Source organism: Nocardia sp. NPDC052254 (assembly GCF_040679495.1).
Lineage (GTDB): Bacteria > Actinomycetota > Actinomycetes > Mycobacteriales > Mycobacteriaceae > Nocardia.
In genome coordinates, this window is the sequence record NZ_JBFAUW010000002.1 from 112,308 (window position 1) to 130,757 (window position 18,450).

Below are 18,450 nucleotides of genomic sequence, written 5' to 3' on the forward strand. Positions count from 1 at the left end.
CCGCAGCGGAAAACCGCTGCGGGCCGGGATTTTCGAGACACTCAGTAGTTACCGTTCAGCCCGGAACGCACGCCTTCCTCGATGCGCTTGCCGATCTCGGGATCGACGTTCTTCCAGTAGTCGAACACGCGGCTCAGTACCGGCTCACGCACGCCGCCCAGCACATGCCCGACCACATTGCCCACCAGCCGGTCGCGCTGTTGGTCGTCGAAGACCTCGCGCACCAGCGTGCCCGCCTGTGCCCAGTCGCTGTCCTCGGCGTGCTGGATGTAGCCGGCGCGAACCTGTTCGGGTTCGAAGCTCCAAGCCGCCTCCTCCGGCGCCCGGGCCGGATCGGCGTGCGGGCCACCATAGGAATTCGGCGCGTAGACCGGAACATCCGGCTCGTTGAACTCGTACCGCATGGCGCCCTCCTTGGAGTAGGAGTTCACTTCCGCGGCCCGCGCCCGGTTCGGCGGCAGCTGATGATAGTTCGTGCCGATGCGGTACCGATGGGCATCGGCGTAGGAGAACACCCGGCCCAGCAGCATCTTGTCGGGTGAGTAGCCGACACCCGGCACGATGGCCGAAGGTTCGAAGGCGGCCTGCTCGATCTCGACGAAGTAGTTGCGCGGGTTGCGGTTGAGCGTCCACTTGCCGACCTCGATCAGCGGGTAGTCCTGATGCGACCACACCTTGGTCAGATCGAACGGGTTGAAGCGGTAGTTCGCCGCCTCACCGACCGGCATCACCTGCACATACAGCGTCCAGCTGGGGAATTCGCCGCTTTCGATGGCATCCCACAGATCCTGACGGTGAAAGTCGGGATCGCTGCCGGCCAGCCGATCGGCCTGCTCCTGGGTCAGGAAGTCGATGCCTTGATCCGTCTTGAAGTGGTACTTGACCCAGAATCGCTCACCGGAGGCATTGATCCACTGATAGGTGTGCGACCCGTAGCCGTTCATGTGGCGATAGGTCTTCGGAATACCGCGATCGCCCATCAGCCAGGTCACCTGATGCGCCGTCTCCGGCCGCAGGGTCCAGAAGTCCCACTGCATGTTGTGATCGCGAAGTCCGTTGCCCGGCAGCCGTTTCTGCGAGCGGATGAAGTCGGGGAACTTGATCGGATCCTTGATGAAGAAGACCGGCGTGTTGTTGCCGACGAGATCGTAGTTGCCCTCGGGGGTGTAGAACTTGACCGCGAATCCGCGCGGGTCACGCCAGGTGTCCGGGCTGCCCTGCTCACCGGCGACCGTGGAGAACCGCACCAGCGATTCGGTACGCGCACCCGGCTGGAACAGCGCGGCCTTGGTGTAATGGCTGACATCGCCGGTGACGACGAGTTCACCGTATGCTCCCGCACCCTTGGCGTGCACGATGCGCTCGGGCACCCGCTCGCGGTTGAACTGGGCCAGCTTCTCGATCAGGTAGTGGTCGTGCAGCAGGATCGGACCCTGGGTGCCGGCTGTCAGCGATTCGTCGTCGCTGGGTACCGGTGTTCCGGTATTCGTGGTTGTCGGTTCGGTGATCGACTCGGACATCGAATCCTCCTGTGCATATGCGGGACAGCCGTACGCGGTCGCACCGACGAGGGGCTGCACATCGTGTCTCGTCGGCGCTCGGCGTTTCGCGAGCATCCGGCTATCGGGATGGTGTGTCGTCGGCACGACGACAGTTCGGGCACAGTCCCCAGAACACGATCTCGGCCTCGTCGACGGTGAAACCGTGGGCATCCGACGGGGCGAGACAGGGAGCGTCGCCCACGGCACAGTCCACATCCGCGACCGTGCCGCACTTCCTGCACACCAGATGGTGATGGTTGTCGGCGATGCGCGCCTCGTAGCGCGCGGCCGATCCGGCCGGCTCGATCCGGCGCAGCAAACCGGCGTCCACGCAGGCACGCAGAACGTCGTACACCGCCTGCGTGGACACCGAACCGAGTTCCTCCCGTACCACGGCAGCCACTCGGTCCGCATCCGAATGCGGTTGGGCCACAACCGCATCCAGCACCGCGACACGTGGCCGGGTGACCCGAAGGCCGACCGACCGCAAGCGTTCGCGGGGATCGAAACCATCGGTGTGCATGAACCCAGTCTGCGCCTTTTCTGGAATAAGTCAAGAAAAGACCCAAGGGAATGTTTCGCGTGTCACTTCACCGGAAACGCCATGCGCCGATGAGTTGGTCCGTTGTCCAGATCACATCCCGGCCGGGAAATAGATCATCGGAGCGCAGGGTTGACACCCATTGCCGGCGCCGGGACAGCCCCGGGCCCCACCCCTTTTGTCGCTTCGAGCGACCACTCGCCGAGAGGCGCTTGTCGGGCGTCGGCACCCGAGCGGCGGAACCAGGCGTGGCGTCCGTTCCGCTCCACGCGGTGATGCCGCGTGCCGGCGCCGCCAGGTCCCCCACCTGGCGGCGCTTCGCGGTGCCGTCCCGGGTCCCCGATACCGCGCCGGTTCCGATTTGGTTGCAGGCGCGCGAGTGTCGGCCGCTCGCGCGGATGGCCGAGGTTAACCTCACACTCATGGGACGCCTACGCGGCTGGGTGATCGGGGTACTCGTCACGGTTTCGATCGGTGGCACCTGCGTTGCAGCCGGGGCCGAACCGGCGGAGCCGAGCTGCGCGACCAGCTCGGGGCGGGAGTTCGCCGCCACCACTCCCGAATCGGAGGGGATGGATTCGGCCCGGCTGACCTCGGCGGTGCAATTCGCGGCCGAGCGAAATCGGCTGAACATCAAGATCTTCCGGAACAACTGCCTGATCGGCTCCGGACCGAACAACGCGAGCACCGGACACGTGCCGTGGAACGTGTGGAGTGTTACCAAATCGGTGGTGTCCCTGGTCGCCGGAATCGCCTGGGATCAGGGCAAACTCGATATCGACGCACCGATCGGCCGATATCTGCCACCGGGACTCGGCGACGAGGCCCATCGCGCGATCACAGTGCACGATCTGCTGACCGAAACCTCGGGCCTGCGGGTCGGGGTGATCAATGAAGGGGTGTCCGGCGTCATCCCGATCGATCCGAACAGCGCGGTGCAGGCCCTGGGCGTGCCGTTCGACAATCCACCGGGAACCGAATTCTCCTACAGCCAGCGCAATGTCGATCTCCTGACCTACGTGACCGAACTCGCGGTCGGTGAGCCACTACAACAGTTCGCGCAGCGAGAACTGTTCACCCCCTTGGGGATCGATCGGGGCGACTACTACTGGGCCCGGGATCGTTCCGGTCACACCTACGGCTACGCCCATCTGTTGATCCCGCCGGATGATCTGGCCAAACTGGCCCTGCTGGTGAGCAACGACGGGCAGTGGGGCGGGCAGCGCGTGATCTCGCAGGACTATTTGCAGCAGGCACAGCAGTCCGGGCCCACCCACACCTGTTACGGCTACCTGTTCTGGGTGCGGCCCGGGTGCATCGAGATGCCGGCCTTCCTGCCGTCGGACGTCTTCGCGATGTCCGGAATGGGACTGCAGAACGCATTCTTCATTCCCAGCCTCGGCCTGACCGTGGTCTGGACCGGCGTATTCGGCAATCGCAGCTCGGGCGGGCCGACCGGCATCCTGCAGAATCCGACGGAGCTGACCTGGGAATTCTTCCGGCGCCTACTCGCCGCGTTCGAGCGACCGCCGATCCCCGATCCGGGCCCCTATGTGGAACCGCCGATCACCCTGGACCCGCGCACCTACTTCGATCCGAACATCACCCTCGCCCTGTTCGGCATCGGGCCCGACACCTACCAGGGCTGCAATGTGCTGTCCTGCTTGAATATTCCACTCATGCCGCCGTTCTCCGACGCACCCGTGGGCTGTCTGATCCTGGCCTGCCTGGGGCCGGACCCCCGCACTCCGGGCATCCACTGACCGGAGTGCGGTCCGGCCTCAGTCGCTCCGACTCGCCAGCCGCGCGGTGTCCATGTAGTCACGGAACAGCGTGATCTCCCCGTCGCGCACATGCACCCTGTTGACCGAAGTATGCACCCGCGCCCGGGTTCCGGAGACCGTCATGTCCACATCGTTCTCGACGAACAGCACACCGGGGTCGGTCGATTCGTAGATCGTGGGGTAGATCCCGTGAATCTCGATTCCCGAGAGCCCGGACCACCGCTGGGCCAGATGTTCACGAATCGCCTCACGACCCTGAATCCGCTGCGGCACACCGGGAATCGGGAACGGAATCTCGAACACCGCATCCGCGGCCAGGGCTGCCACGAACCCGTCCGCGTCACGCGTGGACAGGGTCGAGAACAGCCGCTCGACGATTTCTCGCGGACTGCACGCCGAAGGGGAAGCCATGATGTACTCCTCGAATAGTCAAGCGGAACGTAAGCCCCGTTTATGATCCGGAACGCACGCCCCGTTTGTCAACGGCGCAACGGGTAGAATCTCGCTGTGGTGGAGAATCAGACAGCGGAACCGGCGGCCGAACCTCGCCGCGCCCTGCGTGCCGACGCTCGCCGAAACCGCGAGCGAGTTCTGGTGGCGGCGCGGGAAGCCTTTGCCGCCGAGGGCATTTCGGTTCCGCTGGATGAGATAGCTCGGCGCGCCGGCGTGGGACCCGGCACCGTCTACCGCCACTTCCCCACCAAGGAGGCGTTGTTCCAGGCCGCGATCGTCGACAACATCGAGCGGATGATCGAGTACGCGCGTGGCCTGGACGCCGCCGACGATCCGGGCGCGGCCTTCTTCGAACTGCTCGATCACATGGTCAACCAGGGTAGCGTGAAACGCGATCTCGCCGATGCGCTCGGCGGTCACGAGATGGCCGAGATCACCGGCCCCACAAAGGAATTCCAAGCGGTGGTGGCTCAGGTACTGGAGCGCGCCCAGAGTTGCGGGGCGGTACGCACCGATATCGACATCGACGATCTGATGCGTATCCTCAAGGGCACCTTCACCGTCACCCACACCGCCACCGGAGAGCAGCGCACGCGAGCATTCGCCGTCGTCTTCGACGGTCTGCGCGGTCGCTGAACCGACCGGGGCCACAGACGCGGAATGGGCCGCCCGTCGGCCGGGCAGCCCATTCCGGATCGATGACTCAGCGCTGCGCGAGCAGCACTTCCGCGATCTGAATCGTGTTGAGCGCGGCACCCTTTCGCAGGTTGTCACCCGAGATGAACAGGGCCAGGCCACGTCCCTCCGGTGCACCGGGATCCTGGCGGATGCGGCCGACGAGAGATTCGTCGCCACCAGCGGCCTGCAGCGGAGTCGGGACCTCGACCAGCTTCACGCCCGGAGCGGCCGCGAGCAGTTCCTGCGCCCGCGCCACCGACAGCGGGCGATCGAATTCGGCATTGATCGACAGCGAATGCCCGGTGAAGACCGGGACCCGCACACAGGTGCCGCTCACCAGCAGCTCCGGCAGGCCGAGAATCTTGCGACTCTCGTTGCGCAGCTTCTGATCCTCGTCGGTCTCGCCGGAGCCGTCGTCGACGATGGCCCCCGCCAGCGGCAGGACGTTGAACGCGATGGGCGCGACGTACTTGTTCGGCGCCGGGAACTGCACGGCGCCGCCGTCGTGGGTCAGCTTCTCGGCATCATCGATCACCGCGCGTGCCTGGGAGGCCAGTTCTTCGACCCCGGCCAGTCCGCTACCGGACACGGCCTGGTAGCTGGAGACGATCAGCCGGGACAGTCCGGCCTCGTCGTGCAACGGCTTGAGCACCGGCATGGCGGCCATGGTGGTGCAGTTCGGGTTGGCGATGATGCCCTTGACCAGGTTGCGGGTCTGCTCGGGGTTCACCTCGCTGACCACCAGGGGCACCTCGGGATCCTTGCGCCACGCCGAGGAGTTGTCGATGACGGTCACTCCGGCGGCCGCGAACCGGGGCGCCTGCACCCGGGACATGGTCGCGCCGGCGGAGAACAGGGCGATGTCCAGACCGCTGGGATCCGCGGTCTCGGTGTCCTCGACCACGATCTCGCCACCGCGCCAGGGCAGCTTCTTACCGGCCGACCGCGAGGAGGCGAAGAACCGCACCTCGTCGGCGGGGAAATTCCGCTCTTCCAGCAGTTTCCGCATGACGGCGCCGACCTGACCGGTCGCGCCGACCACTCCGACACGAACACCCATGGGTTATCGCCCCGATCCGGCGTGCACGACCGCGACCTCGTCGCCGCCCAGGTCGAAGGCCTTGTGCAGCACCTGCACGGCCCCGTCCAGCTCGGTGTCCTTGACCAGGACCGAGATGCGGATCTCGGAGGTCGAGATCAGATCGATGTTGATGCCCGCCTTGGCCAGCGCCTCACAGAAGGTGGCGGTGACGCCGGGGTGGCTCTTCATCCCCGCGCCGACCAGCGACACCTTGCCGATGTGGTCGTCGTAGAGCACCTGGGTGAAGCCGAGTTCGCCCTGCCGCTTGGTCAGGAACTCCACCGCGCGCGGACCGTCGGCCCGGGGCAGGGTGAAGGTGATGTCGGTCTTACCGGTCTCGACCTTGGAGATGTTCTGCAACACCATGTCGATGTTGATCTCGGCATCGGCGATGGCGCGGAACACCTTGGCGGCATAGCCCGGCTCGTCCGGCAGGGCCACCACGGTCACCTTGGCCTCGCTGCGATCGTGCGCGACGCCGGTGAGAATTGCGTCCTCCAAGGGGATGTCCTCCATCGATCCGTAGATGTAGGTGCCCTTGCGGTCGGTGTAGGACGACCGCACGTGCACCGGAACGTTGTAGCGGCGGGCGTACTCGACGCAGCGCAGCATGAGCACCTTCGCGCCGGTCGCGGCCAGCTCGAGCATCTCCTCGAAACTCACCTGATCCAGCTTCTGGGCATCGGGCACGATGCGCGGATCGGCGGTGAAGACGCCGTCCACATCGGTGTAGATCTCGCAGACATCGGCCTCGAGCGCGGCGGCCAGCGCCACCGCGGTGGTGTCGGAACCGCCGCGACCCAGGGTGGTGATGTCGCGGGTGTCCTGCGATACGCCCTGGAAGCCCGCGACGAGCACGATCATGCCCTCGTCGAGGGCGTCGCGGACGCGGGACGGGGTGACGTCGATGATGCGGGCGTTGCCGTGGGTACCGGTCGTGATGACGCCGGCCTGAGAGCCGGTGAACGAACAGGCGTCGGCACCGAGCGAATGGATCGCCATGGCCACCAACGCGTTCGACATCCGCTCACCGGAGGTGAGCAGCATGTCCAGTTCACGAGCGGGGGGCGCCGGTGCGACCTGCTGGGCCAAATCGAGCAATTCGTCGGTCGTATCGCCCATTGCCGAGCACACGACGACCACGTCGTGCCCCTGCTTCTTCGTCTCCACGATCCGCTCAGCGACGCGCCGGATGCGCTCGGCAGATTCGAGCGACGATCCTCCGTACTTCTGAACGACGAGAGCCACTGTGGGGTCCTCCAAGATCGACTAGCTGCTGTTACCAGGCTCCAAGAGTACCGACCGGAGTCCACCGGCAGGAGGGCTACCTCCGCCCGAGCCGAATCGATCACAACGTCGCATTCCCCGGCCACGACGCCCGGACCAGCGGCGATCCGCGTCGTCGCGGCTTTCGGACGTGGGATCGCCGTTGCGGCGCAGCACAATCCGCCGCATATTTTCGAATAACCATGCCGACCTCGTCGAACACCACCGCCGACCGGCTCCGGATCGGCGGCAGACCGCGGGGATGTGAGTAATCACACGGGCGTCGTCACGGCAACCGGGACGGCACGCGGATCGATCACGAAAATTCCACCGCCGCGTTTGCCCATATCCACAATGCCGAGAGCGCACGATGAGCCTATGAAGAGCATCGAGATCGAGCTGAGCACCGGCGACCGCGAGGTGATCCACGACCTGACCCCGCAGTGCGCCATGTTCCTGCGCGAGGTGGCCGAGGGCGGCGACGGGCTGCTGCACATCTTCGTCCCGCACGCCACCGCGGGGGTGGCCCTGATCGAACTCGGCGCGGGCAGTGACGACGATCTGCTGACGGCCCTGCGGGATCTGCTGCCCGCCGACGATCGCTGGCGGCACGCCCACGGCTCCCACGGCCACGGCCGCTCCCACGTGATGCCCGCCTTCATCGCGCCCTATGCCACCGTGCCGGTGCTGAACGGCGAACTGACGCTCGGCACCTGGCAGTCGGTGGCCTTCGTGGACCTCAACGTCGACAACCCGATCCGCCGGGTACGCCTCTCCTTCCTCCGCGAGTCCAGTTGACCTTCGCCGTGCCGTGCACCGGCACGCGCGGGTAGTGGCGTCGAACCGCCTTGTTCGCATTGCTCTTTCGCATATCGACCTCCTGTGATCGTCGAATCGGGACGGTTCGGACTCAGGCGCGCTCGAACCAGCTGACCTGGGCGCCGTTCCCGAATTCCTGCCGCCGGACGGGCCGGAAGGCGGTCGGGGAGAAATTGCCCGACAGCGCCGAGATGCCGGCACCGGCCAGCACCGGATAACTCTTGATGATCACTTCGTCGATCTCGTCGATCAGCGCCCCCGCGAGGGTGCCGCCGCCACACAGCCAGATGCCGGAGCCGTCCTGCTGCTTCAACTTCCGCACGAGCGCGACCGGATCACCGCCGACGATCTCGACGTTCGGGTCGTCGGCCGGAGTCAGCGTGTTCGAGATGACGTACTGCTTCATGTGGGCGTACGGGCTCGACACACCGATCCGCAAGGCGGGGTCGTAGGTGCCGCGCCCCATGATCACGGTGTCCCACTCCCGATTCGGCGTATCCACCGGCAGATTCACGTGCGGGCGGATGTGGGTGGGGACCACCTCGGGATACCGCTGGCTGAACCAATCCGACATCTCCTGGTTCAAGGGATAGAACTCGACTTCGCCGCCGGGTCCAGCGATGTAGCCGTCCAGCGAGACACCGACGTAGTAGACGAGCTTTCGCATTTCAGTACCACCCAACTTGTTGTACTCTGTCTGAAGTGGTTTCAAGGTAGTACTACGGATGGAGTGGTGTCAAGACAATGCGGACAAATCCAGAAAGGCGCCAGGTCATGCTCGATGCGGCAATCGAGGTGCTGGCTCGCGAAGGCGCCCGGGGACTGACCTTTCGGGCGGTCGACAAACAGGCCGAGGTCCCGATGGGAACGGCATCGAACTATTTCGCGAATCGCGACGATCTACTCACCCAGGTGGGCAGCCGCTTCTACGAACGGCTGACACCCGACGCACCGACCCTGACCGAGATGGCAGCCGGCCCGCACAGTCGCGAGGCGGTGACCGAACTGCTGGCCGGAACCGTCGACCGCATCACGTCCTTCCGCACCGGATATCTGGCCCAGCTGGAACTGCGCCTGGAAGCGACCCGGCGACCCGAGTTGCAGCGCATGCTCACCGAACGGGTCCGCGCCGACATCCAATTCAACGTCGACAACCACCTCGCGTCCGGACAACCGGGAGACGCGAACTCGGTCCTGCTGCTGTATCTGGCACTGAGTTGGCTCATCGTCGAACGGTTGACACTGCCGGAGATCTTCGACGAGACGCAGGCGCGCGATCTGATCCGAATCGCGGTCGAACGGACAATTCCAGCCGATCCGGAATGAGCCGGGGCCGAATTCGGACACCTCCGCCGACCTTGTGATGACTATCACATCGATTGATAATGGCGGTCATGCAGGCATCTGTCGGTGATCACATCCGAGTGCACAGCAATGCCGTGGGGATACCCGAGCGCACGGGTGAAATTCTCGAGGCGCGAGGCAGCGAGGGCACACCGCCCTATGTGGTCCGGTTCGAGGACGGGCACGAAAGCCTGGTCTTCCCGGGACCCGACTGCGAGGTCCTCCACCACCGGTAACTGTGACGACTCGCTACGTCAAGCCCCCTTTCCCATCCGGGGGCAGGGTCGGCGATGCCCCAGCAACCCGCGGAATCCGCCCTGCCCACCCGGACCACGCAGAACACGCGTCGTCACCGACTCGATGCCAGATTGCCGCACAACCGCAAACGTCGAGCCTGCCTCCGAAGGTAATCAAACTGGTCGGTCTCTGTAACTATGGAACAGACCAAACGGTTGACGGCCGCATGTGACGCTGGAGACAATCGGCCCAGGAAGTACAGGGGGGTGGAGGGCAAAACATGCGCACGAAGACCGACCACCGATTCATCATCGAAGTCGACGCCGAACAGGTCCAGGAAGCATTGCTGGCCGTCGAGCGGATCCCGGAATGGTCACCTGCGCATCGCGATGTGCGCGTGGCGAGCCGCGACGAATTCGACCGGCCCCGGCGCGTGTACGCGACCGTGACGACACTCAACAACTCCGATCGCCAAGTCCTCGAATACACCTGTAAGCCCGACCGCATCAGCTGGGAAGTGGTGGAGAGCGCGGGCGGTGGCGGCGGCAAGGGCTGGTTCGACATCGAGGAGACCGCCGAGGGCACCGAGGTCTGGTACCACTCCGAGGTGTATCTGCCCATCCCGGTTCCGGGCCTGCTGCTCAAGCGCACACTGTCGCGGGTCAACGATGAGGCTGTGCACAACCTCATCGAGTACATCGAGAAATTTCCCTTCGGCGAGAACTACGAAGTGAGCTGACGGCCGGATCGGCGCGACGGCGTCGGCCGGTCCTGCCACGATGTGCGAATGACCGGTGTCAGACGCACACGTTTCCAGGTGGTCACCGAGAACGCCTCGGTGACCCAGCTGGAGTTGTTCTTCGATCTCGTCCTGGTGTTCGCGTTCACACAAGTGACCGATCTGGCCGCACACGAGGTCACCGCGCTCAACATGCTGCGGGCGCTGCTGGTACTCGCGGTGATGTGGTGGGTGTGGATCGCCTACGCCTGGCTCGGCAATGTGATCAAGGCCGACGAGGGTATCGCCCGGGTCGCGATGTTCGTCGCGATGGGCGCGGGACTCATTGTCGCCGAGGTGATTCCCGAGGCATTCCACGACATGCCCGGCGGCTGGTACGGGCCGCTGGTGTTCGCGGTCGGCTACCTGGTGATCCGGCTCGTCCATCTGGCCATGTTCTGGCTGGCCAGTACCGAGGACCGGCAGCTGCGTGGACAGGTCGGTCGGTGGGCGGCCGGATCGATCACCATCGGCACCACACTGCTGATCGTGGCGGCGATCGAGCACGGCACCGTGCAGATCGTGCTGTGGATCGCGGCCGTCGTCGGCGATATGGTCTGGACTTTCTTCGCGGGCAACGACTGGCGGCTGAACTCGGCCTCGCACTTCGCCGAACGGCACGGACTCATCGTGATCGTCGCGCTCGGCGAATCCATCGTCTCCATCGGCGTCGGCATGGCCGGGCTGCCGATCTCCTGGGCCATCACCGTGGGATCGCTACTGGCCCTCACGGTTTCGGCGCTGCTGTGGTGGGCCTACTTCGATGTCGCGGCGAGCGTCGTCGAACATGCGCTGAGCACGGCGCGGGGGTCCCGGCGAGTCCAGATCGCACGCAATTGCTACACCTTCTGGCACTTCCCGATGGTCGCCGGCATCGTCGCGCTGTCACTCGGACTGAAGAAGACCCTGAACTATCTCGGCGGTGCGGCCGGGCACACCCTGCACGACCGGCTGGACGGAATCCCGCTGTTCGCGCTGTATGGCGGTGTGGTGCTGTATCTGCTCGCCCTGGTCGGCTTCCGCCACTACGCGACCGGAACCGTGCTGTGGCCGCGCCTGGTGACCGCGGCCGTGCTGATCGCATCGATTCCACTGGGCGCCGCCATGCCGGCGATGGCGGCGCTGGGCCTGCTGTGCGTGGTGCTGGCGGTCCTGATCGGCTGGGAGACACTGCGGTACGCGCAACCACGCGATGCCGTCCGGCACGGCGACGATCACCGGCCGGGTACCGGATCCCCGGATGTCCGCAGCAGTCTGTGATCCACTGTTTCCGGTGGCAGGTCGCCACCCTCGCGCACCGCGTCTCGCATCTGATTGATGTTCTCCCGCAACACATCTCCCACCAGCTCGTCGGTTCGAGGATCGGCGAGCACCTGGAAGATGATGCGAAAACTGGTGTCGGCGATGGCGCGAATGATTTCGTCGTGGAAGGGGAGGTAACGCACCCGGCCCACGGCGGGGTCGTCCTTGATCAGCTCCAGGATCATCGCATCCAATTCGTCGCGGTTCTCCTCGAGCGCGGCCGCGATATTGCGGGCGTACTGCCCCCGGCGCAGCACCTCGGCCACCTCCTCCAGAACGGCCATCGTGACCGGGCGCTTCACCGCGTCCACGATCACGCCCACCGACCGGTTGACGACCGCCGCTGTGACCCGGTCACCGAACGCACGGTCGGCCACCCGCGCCAGGCGCACCAGGATCACCACGATCCGCAACAACCGGAAACCGCGGAAGAACGGGCTGGTCACCGGGATCATCCCCAGGACCTCGTACCAGTAGACGAACGGGAACGTCCACGACCAGTCCGCGCGCCGCCAGCGCCACAGGAATTCCGCGGCGAAGACCGCACAGATCGAATAGTCCACCACCATGATCGCGTGATAGGTGGGTCCCGACACCGGGAAGAAGGTGATCCAAGCGACCAGTGCGACCGAGACGACCGCGAGTGCCAGCATCACCAGATCGGTCCACAGTGCCGGCGGTTTACGCGGATACGAGTACTGCGCCACCAACGGTCCCTTCCACATCGAACGGGTACCCGCAGAGACTAGCGGCCCGGGAGTGCCCGGAACGACGCCGCGGAAGTCCCACCCGTGCGAAATCAGTGGCCGGAGCGGATGATCGCCTCGAGATTTCGCTCGGCCACCGCGGTGATCGTCAGCGACGGATTGACCGCGCCGGTACTACCGGGGATCGCCGCACCGTCCACGACGTACAGGCCCGGATATCCGGCGACCCGGCCGTAGTTGTCGGTGGCCTGCCCGAGTACCGCACCACCGAGTGGGTGTGCGGTGAACGGGGCATTCGCGTCGTAACCGATCGGCCCGTAGTCGACGAGGGCGCCCGCGCGCTCGCCGATGCGCCGATCGACCGTGCGACAGGCGGCCACGATCGCGTCCTGCGCCCCACGCGGCCAGTTCAGCGCGGCGGCATCCCGGGCGGCGTCGTAGGTGATCGTGGCCCGAGTCGGATCGATCACGAGCCCCAGCGAGGCCAGTCCGCCGGTCTCCACCGGTATACCGGGGATGTACCAGCTCTCCAGGCTCAGCGGCATCTCCGAATCGTCGAAGATCCGGCCCGCACTCGGCACCCCCTGTCCCAGGCCGGCCAGCTGGCTCGCGCTGCGGGCCAGCACCACATCGCCGTTGGTCCCCCAGCCGGCGCCGACATGCTCGTTGAGGTTCGGCAGCGCACCGGTACCCCGGGCACGGACCAGCAGTTCGGTGGTGCCGATCGAGCCGGCCCCCAGGAAGAGCTTGTCGCAGGTCAGCGTGCGGACGGCGAGGATCGCGCCGGTGGGATCGAGCTTGCTGATCCGCACCACATAGCGGTTGCCGTCGCGGCCGATGCTGTCCACCCGATGGCCCGGGAAAACCCTGGACCGGCCGGAGTCCTGGGCATACTTCAGATAATTCTGGTTCAGATCGAACTTCGCGCCGTTGGAGTTGCCGAGGTTGCTGCGAGCCGCGATGGCCGATGCCCGGGTGCCTCCGGCCAATTCACCGCGCAGGATGTCCCAGTTGAAGATCGAATCGCTGAACAGCGGCTGATATCCCGCCTTACGGACCTGCGCGTCCCACATCCGCGAATGGGTGAACGGTTCGGAGTTGTAGATGTCCGCCGGCATCGGCGACAGCCGCAACATCTCCCGGACGCGGGGGTAGTAGATCCGGTCCAGCTCACCGTAATCGACTGTGCCCCTGAATATTTCGTCGAAGTGGTGCTGCTGCGGCGCGATCATGCAGCCGGTGAAGACCACCGATCCGCCGCCGACCGCGGCACCGCGCCAGACATCGATACCGCCGAACGGGGTGACATCCAGAACACCGCCGAAATCGGCGAATTCCATCGGAACCTTGGTGACGCCGGTGAAGCTCGTGCGATGCCAGAAGCCCCGGCCGTCGGGCAGATCGTCACCGGTGAAGATCTCCCGCTGCGGATCGTTCGGCCAGCGGGAACCGCGTTCCAGCACCGTATTCGAGATACCCGCTTCGGCCAGCCGTAGTGCCGCGACCGCGGCACCGAATCCGGAGCCGACGACGATCGCCTCGGAATGTTCCGGCGGATCCGGCAGCGGTGCGAAAATCTCGGGGACCCAGCCGCGGAACAGCTCGTTCCACAGCGGATCCGCAGCCGCCGGACCGGCACCGCGCAACGCGCCCGCGACGCCCAACACTGTTGCCGCACCGGCCGCCTGTAAAAAGGCGCGTCTGTGCACCGGCCACCTCCCTCATCACGCATGGCCGCGCGCGAGATTACCGCCGAATGCCAGTTGTCTCAACAGGATCGGCAGCAGTGGGAAGTCCAGTGCATATCAAATTGCTATATGAACTGTTCAGCGGGGTGCCCGGATTCGAGCCGGTGTTCAGGCGCGTAGACGCTCGCGGCGCAGCCGATCGACCTCGGGCAAGTCCAGTGGCTCGAGCTCGTTCACGCCGAGCGCCCGCGCGAGCAGATGGTCGGCCAGTTCGGGATTGCGGGCCAGGGCCGGACCGTGCATGTAGGTACCGATGACCGAACCCTGCACCACCCCTTCGAGACCGTCGCCCACGCCGTTGCCGACCCCCTTGGTGACCCGCCCCAGACCGGTAGCCGCCGGACCGAGAGTCGTTCCGCCCCGGTGATTCTCGAATCCGGTGAGCGGCTGGGTCAGCCCGGCGAGCACGGGTGTGGTGGCCACCTCTCCGATGGCACGCACCCGCTGTGGCGTGGTGGTGACGTCGAACAGCCCGACACCGTCCACCCGCTCACCGGCGGAGGTCTCGTACCAGTTGCCCAGCACCTGGATGGCAGCGCAGATCGCCAGTACCGGAACACCTTTCGCGGCCGCGAGCTGCAGACCGGGATAGCGTTGCAGATGCCGGGTGGCCAGCCGCTGCGCGGAGTCCTCGGCACCACCGAGGGTGTAGAGGTCCAGCGATTCGGGCACCGGATCGTTCAGCGTGATCTCCACGATCTCCGCGTCGAAACCCCGCATGCGCAGGCGCTGCCGCAGGACCAGGGCATTTCCACCGTCACCGTAGGTGCCCATCACATCGGGCAGGACCAGCCCGATCCGTATCGTCGACTCACTCATCGCAGATCGTGTCCTGTCCCCGGGCGTCCAGATCGCGGTTCAGATCCCGGAAGGCGGTGTAATTGGCCAGCACCTCGACCTGTCCGGGCGGGCAGGAAGCGATGGCGCGCAACGGATCGGGCACCGTCGTATGTTCCACACCGGCATAGGTCAGGCGCACGCCCAGATCGGTGGCGCGCTCACCCGCGGCAACCACCTGAGTGCCCTCGAAGTGCTCGAAACGTACATCCCACAGCCACGACAGGTCCTCCCCGTCGGGCACCTGGCCGTTGACCGCGATCACCAAACCCGTTGCGGCCGAGTCGATCATCGACAGTGCCTCCTGCCAGCCGGCCGGATTCTTGGCCAGCAGCAGCCGTGCGGAATGCTCGCCGACCCGCACGGTGCGGTAGCGCCCGGCGATCTCACGGACGCTGCCCGCGGCCTGCACCGCGGTCTCCGGCTTCGCTCCCAGGGTGACGGCCGCGGCCACCGCCTGGGCGGCGTTACCGCGATTGGCGCGTCCCGGAAGAGCAAGGCGTAGCGGCAATTTCAGGCCGTCCGGCCCGCACAGATAGTCCGCGTCGACCCACCACCGCGGTTCCGGCCGCTCGAAATCGGCGCCGGTGCTACGCCAGTGGATGCCCTCCCAGACGATCGGTTCACCGCTGCGCGGACAGCTGGTGGCGTCGACCGCCCAGCCGCTGCCGGCCGAGACCCACACCACATTGGGGTGGTCGTAGGCGATCGAGGTGATCAGCACATCGTCGCAGTTGGCGATCAGTACCGCATCGGGATGGCGGGCCATGCCCTCGCGCAGTTTGCGCTCGATCATGTTGATCTCGCCCACCCGGTCGAGCTGATCGCGGCTGAGGTTCAGCAGCACGACCGCGGCCGGGTTCAGGGCATCCGCGACATGCGGCAGGTGCAGTTCGTCGACCTCGATGGCGGCCACCGGCGCGGTGCGGTCGACACTCAGCGCGGCGACGATCCCGGCGTCCATGTTGGCACCGTCCGCCTGGGTGACGACCTGGCCCAGTTCGGCCAGGGCGGCCGCGGTCATCCGGGTCGTGGTCGATTTGCCGTTGGTGCCGGTGATGAGCACCGTGCGCCGCCCGCGCCCCAGCTGGGTCATGATGTCCGGGGCGATCTGCAGGGCGATCAGCCCGCCGATCATCGAACCCTTACCGCGTCCGGCCTTCTGCGAGGCCCACGACGCCGCTGCCGCTGCCCGCAGCGCCAGCCGTCCGCGCACCGAGATGTCTGCCACCACGCGAGTGTATTGGTGGGTGCCACCCGGCGCGCGAGCGGCCGATGTGATCTCGGCGGACCGGCCCGCCGCGCCCGCACCAGCCGCGGCGGTGCGGGTCGGTGGAGCACGCGGCGGTAGCCCTCCGGCGAGGCATCACAGTTGCCGTCGGCGAGGCTGGTGATCGCGCTCATCACCTCGTTGAACGCGCGATGCCGGGCACTGTCGGTCGGTCTCCCCACACCGGCGAACGGCGGGCGCCGTCCCCCGAGCGCGGCGTGCTCACATCGGCACGTCGAAGATGTTCGCCTGTCCGGCGGCGAAACGAGCCCTGTCGGCCTGGCGTAGGGGTTCCAGTTCCGGCGCCCGATACAACGTGAACAGGCGGCACCGGGCGGCATCCGAACCGGCCACGTCCAGCAGGGCGTTCACCGCCGTGCGCGCCCCCTCGCAAGCGCCTTCCATGGTCGCGAGGTCGATATTGGTGCGGACGTAATCGCCTGCCAGGAAAAGATTTTCGAGACCACCGTGCACATTCGGCCGCGCTCCCCACGAGCCCGCGGTATTGATCAGCAGCGGATCGGCATTGGTGTTGCGGCCACTGCCGGCATCCCAGGCCACGCCGGTATCGAGGAACCAGGACACCAGATCCGAATCCCGCAGTGCCGAGGCACCTTCCAGATGCTTGCCGAGCTGTGCCCAGACCTCCCGGGCGATTTCGTCGTGGGTGCATTCGATCGCCGGCTTCCCGTAGAGGGTGCCGGGCGTGTTCCAGTCCGAGATGTCGACCGACAGGCAGTCCCGGACAGAGCCGTCGCCCAGGTCGGAAATCTTTGTGCGCGACCAGAACTGGCCCTGCGAGATGGAGGTCAGTGACCACGGCGAATCGACGTAGGCGGTATGCCCGCGCGCGATCTCGGCCGGGCGGTTCAGATAGAACTGGAGACCGCTCATCCAGTTGACCACCAGATCGTTCATCGCCGCCAGCTCCGGCTGCACGGCGAGGATCTCGGGCGTCCACAGTGTGCGCGCGACCTCGACCGGCACCGCCAGCACGAAATAGTCCGCGTCCACGGCCTGCTGACCATCCGGGCCACCGGCGATCCGGGCACCCGAGATCCGCCGATCGCGCACCTCGAGTGCGCGCAGTTCGGCGGTCTCGAAACGCACCCCCAGCCCGCGCAGATGGGCCACCCAGGGATCGATCCACGCTTCGTTGGTCGGACCGTTCAGCAGCCGGTCCAGGGGGCCGTCGTTACCGGTCTGCAGCGGATTACCGAGGAACTGCTCCCCCATCGACCCGATCGTGCGGGTACTGGCGTGATCGTCCTTCGCGGCGACCAGCAGGGTCGTCAGGGTCCGCGACATCAGCATGCGGAATTCCTGCGAACGATCACGGGCGCCGAGGAAATCGCGCCAGGCCAATTTCTCCCACTGCCCGAAGCGGCGATCGTCACAACTCGTGTTGAAGACCAGCAGCCGATTCGCGAAATAGAGCGCGTCGTTCATCGGCATCTTCATGGAGGTGGCGATCACCGATGCGGTGGTCTGCCGGAAATCGTCCGGATTCGCCCACGGCGTCGCATGCCGGTCCACCGGCACGATGGTGTCGTCGGCGCCGGCCCGGGAGAATCGCGCCTCGGCGGCCGGGACGAGGTTGTCCCAGACACCGTTGGCATTGCCCGCGAACGGAATTCGCCGCATGGTGTCGGGAATGTGGTGATAGAAGCCGGGGAAGAAGCGGAATCCGTGCTCACCCTGCAGATCGGCACGTCCGCCGCGGCCACTGCCCGCCACCGGAATGCTGCGGGCCTTTCCGCCCAGCGCCCGCCGTTCGTAGACCGTGACACCGAATCCGCGTTCGGCCAATTCGTGTGCCGCCGTCAACCCCGCGACACCACCACCGAAGACGGCCACCCGCCGCCCGGGGTCGGCATTCGCACGACCGGGGCGCAGCAACGCACCCGCGGTCATCACACCAGCACCGGCCGCCCCGCGAAGGACTGTTCTTCGCGAGACGGCCCCGTATCGTTCTGCCATCTATCGGGACCTCCACACCGCGGGTAACTGTAGGCGGTGCGGGTCGCCCCCGGATCGATTGGGGTGATGATCCGGGCGCGGAGG

At 66.1% G+C, this 18,450-nt stretch carries 18 protein-coding genes; 7 read left to right on the forward strand and 11 right to left on the reverse strand.

The features are described 5' to 3' along the window. Positions 1-41: 41 nt before the first annotated feature. On the reverse strand, positions 42-1,508 hold the full coding sequence (locus tag AB0L57_RS05500; RefSeq protein ID WP_364959250.1) for a catalase: 1,467 nt from the start codon (positions 1,506-1,508) through the stop codon (positions 42-44). Between the two features lie 112 nt (positions 1,509-1,620). Next, positions 1,621-2,064 (reverse strand): Fur family transcriptional regulator, encoded by a 444-nt coding sequence (locus AB0L57_RS05505; protein ID WP_364957643.1) that lies wholly within the window; start codon positions 2,062-2,064, stop codon positions 1,621-1,623. A gap of 440 nt (positions 2,065-2,504) precedes the next feature. Between AB0L57_RS05505 and AB0L57_RS05510 the strand changes: the two genes are divergently transcribed. Next, positions 2,505-3,845: a serine hydrolase gene (locus AB0L57_RS05510; protein WP_364957646.1), complete on the forward strand. Its 1,341-nt coding sequence runs from the start codon at positions 2,505-2,507 to the stop codon at positions 3,843-3,845. Between the two features lie 18 nt (positions 3,846-3,863). Here the strand turns inward: AB0L57_RS05510 and AB0L57_RS05515 are convergent, their stop codons facing one another. Then, positions 3,864-4,277 carry a nuclear transport factor 2 family protein gene (locus AB0L57_RS05515; RefSeq protein ID WP_364957649.1) on the reverse strand — a complete coding sequence of 138 codons (414 nt, stop codon included), beginning with the start codon at positions 4,275-4,277 and terminating at the stop codon, positions 3,864-3,866. Between the two features lie 96 nt (positions 4,278-4,373). Between AB0L57_RS05515 and AB0L57_RS05520 the strand changes: the two genes are divergently transcribed. Then, a complete protein-coding gene (locus tag AB0L57_RS05520; RefSeq protein WP_364957652.1) occupies positions 4,374-4,955 on the forward strand; it encodes a helix-turn-helix domain-containing protein in 582 nt (193 codons plus the stop codon). Between the two features lie 67 nt (positions 4,956-5,022). Here AB0L57_RS05520 and AB0L57_RS05525 read toward each other — a convergent pair whose 3' ends face one another. After that, positions 5,023-6,057, reverse strand: coding sequence for an aspartate-semialdehyde dehydrogenase (locus tag AB0L57_RS05525; protein ID WP_364957655.1), 1,035 nt, complete (start codon positions 6,055-6,057; stop codon positions 5,023-5,025). Positions 6,058-6,060: 3 nt separating this feature from the next. Then, complete coding sequence (locus AB0L57_RS05530) at positions 6,061-7,326, reverse strand: aspartate kinase (protein WP_364957658.1); 1,266 nt, start codon at positions 7,324-7,326, stop codon at positions 6,061-6,063. A 396-nt stretch (positions 7,327-7,722) separates the two neighbouring features. Here AB0L57_RS05530 and AB0L57_RS05535 point away from each other — a divergent pair, with 396 nt between their 5' ends. Next, positions 7,723-8,142, forward strand: a complete 420-nt coding sequence (locus tag AB0L57_RS05535; RefSeq protein WP_364957660.1) for a secondary thiamine-phosphate synthase enzyme YjbQ — start codon at positions 7,723-7,725, stop codon at positions 8,140-8,142. A gap of 112 nt (positions 8,143-8,254) precedes the next feature. Here AB0L57_RS05535 and AB0L57_RS05540 read toward each other — a convergent pair whose 3' ends face one another. Continuing rightward, on the reverse strand, positions 8,255-8,830 hold the full coding sequence (locus tag AB0L57_RS05540; RefSeq protein WP_364957663.1) for a dihydrofolate reductase family protein: 576 nt from the start codon (positions 8,828-8,830) through the stop codon (positions 8,255-8,257). A 77-nt stretch (positions 8,831-8,907) separates the two neighbouring features. Between AB0L57_RS05540 and AB0L57_RS05545 the strand changes: the two genes are divergently transcribed. The 4 genes from AB0L57_RS05545 to AB0L57_RS05560 all read left to right on the forward strand — a co-directional run bounded on the left by AB0L57_RS05545 (position 8,908) and on the right by AB0L57_RS05560 (position 11,782). Beyond that, on the forward strand, positions 8,908-9,489 hold the full coding sequence (locus tag AB0L57_RS05545) for a TetR family transcriptional regulator (RefSeq protein ID WP_364957666.1): 582 nt from the start codon (positions 8,908-8,910) through the stop codon (positions 9,487-9,489). A gap of 68 nt (positions 9,490-9,557) precedes the next feature. Beyond that, positions 9,558-9,743: a DUF1918 domain-containing protein gene (locus AB0L57_RS05550; RefSeq protein ID WP_364957669.1), complete on the forward strand. Its 186-nt coding sequence runs from the start codon at positions 9,558-9,560 to the stop codon at positions 9,741-9,743. A gap of 281 nt (positions 9,744-10,024) precedes the next feature. Continuing rightward, positions 10,025-10,483: an SRPBCC family protein gene (locus AB0L57_RS05555; protein WP_364957672.1), complete on the forward strand. Its 459-nt coding sequence runs from the start codon at positions 10,025-10,027 to the stop codon at positions 10,481-10,483. A gap of 48 nt (positions 10,484-10,531) precedes the next feature. Next, the gene (locus AB0L57_RS05560) at positions 10,532-11,782 is read left to right on the forward strand and encodes a low temperature requirement protein A (RefSeq protein ID WP_364957674.1); all 1,251 of its coding nucleotides are present in this window, start codon (positions 10,532-10,534) and stop codon (positions 11,780-11,782) included. Here the strand turns inward: AB0L57_RS05560 and AB0L57_RS05565 are convergent. The 5 genes from AB0L57_RS05565 to AB0L57_RS05585 all read right to left on the reverse strand — a co-directional run bounded on the left by AB0L57_RS05565 (position 11,737) and on the right by AB0L57_RS05585 (position 18,300). Beyond that, positions 11,737-12,549, reverse strand: a complete 813-nt coding sequence (locus tag AB0L57_RS05565; protein WP_364957677.1) for an ion transporter — start codon at positions 12,547-12,549, stop codon at positions 11,737-11,739. The two genes, AB0L57_RS05560 and AB0L57_RS05565, sit on opposite strands and share 46 nt — an antisense overlap. 74 nt (positions 12,550-12,623) lie before the next feature. Next, positions 12,624-14,198 (reverse strand): GMC oxidoreductase, encoded by a 1,575-nt coding sequence (locus AB0L57_RS05570; protein ID WP_364957680.1) that lies wholly within the window; start codon positions 14,196-14,198, stop codon positions 12,624-12,626. A 189-nt stretch (positions 14,199-14,387) separates the two neighbouring features. Further along, a complete protein-coding gene (locus AB0L57_RS05575; RefSeq protein WP_364957683.1) occupies positions 14,388-15,098 on the reverse strand; it encodes a glutamine amidotransferase in 711 nt (236 codons plus the stop codon). Next, positions 15,091-16,347, reverse strand: a complete 1,257-nt coding sequence (locus AB0L57_RS05580) for a Mur ligase family protein (protein ID WP_364957686.1) — start codon at positions 16,345-16,347, stop codon at positions 15,091-15,093. Before AB0L57_RS05580 ends, AB0L57_RS05575 begins: the two co-directional genes overlap by 8 nt. Before the next feature lie 261 nt (positions 16,348-16,608). Continuing rightward, on the reverse strand, positions 16,609-18,300 hold the full coding sequence (locus AB0L57_RS05585; protein ID WP_364957689.1) for an FAD-dependent oxidoreductase: 1,692 nt from the start codon (positions 18,298-18,300) through the stop codon (positions 16,609-16,611). Positions 18,301-18,450: the final 150 nt, after the last annotated feature.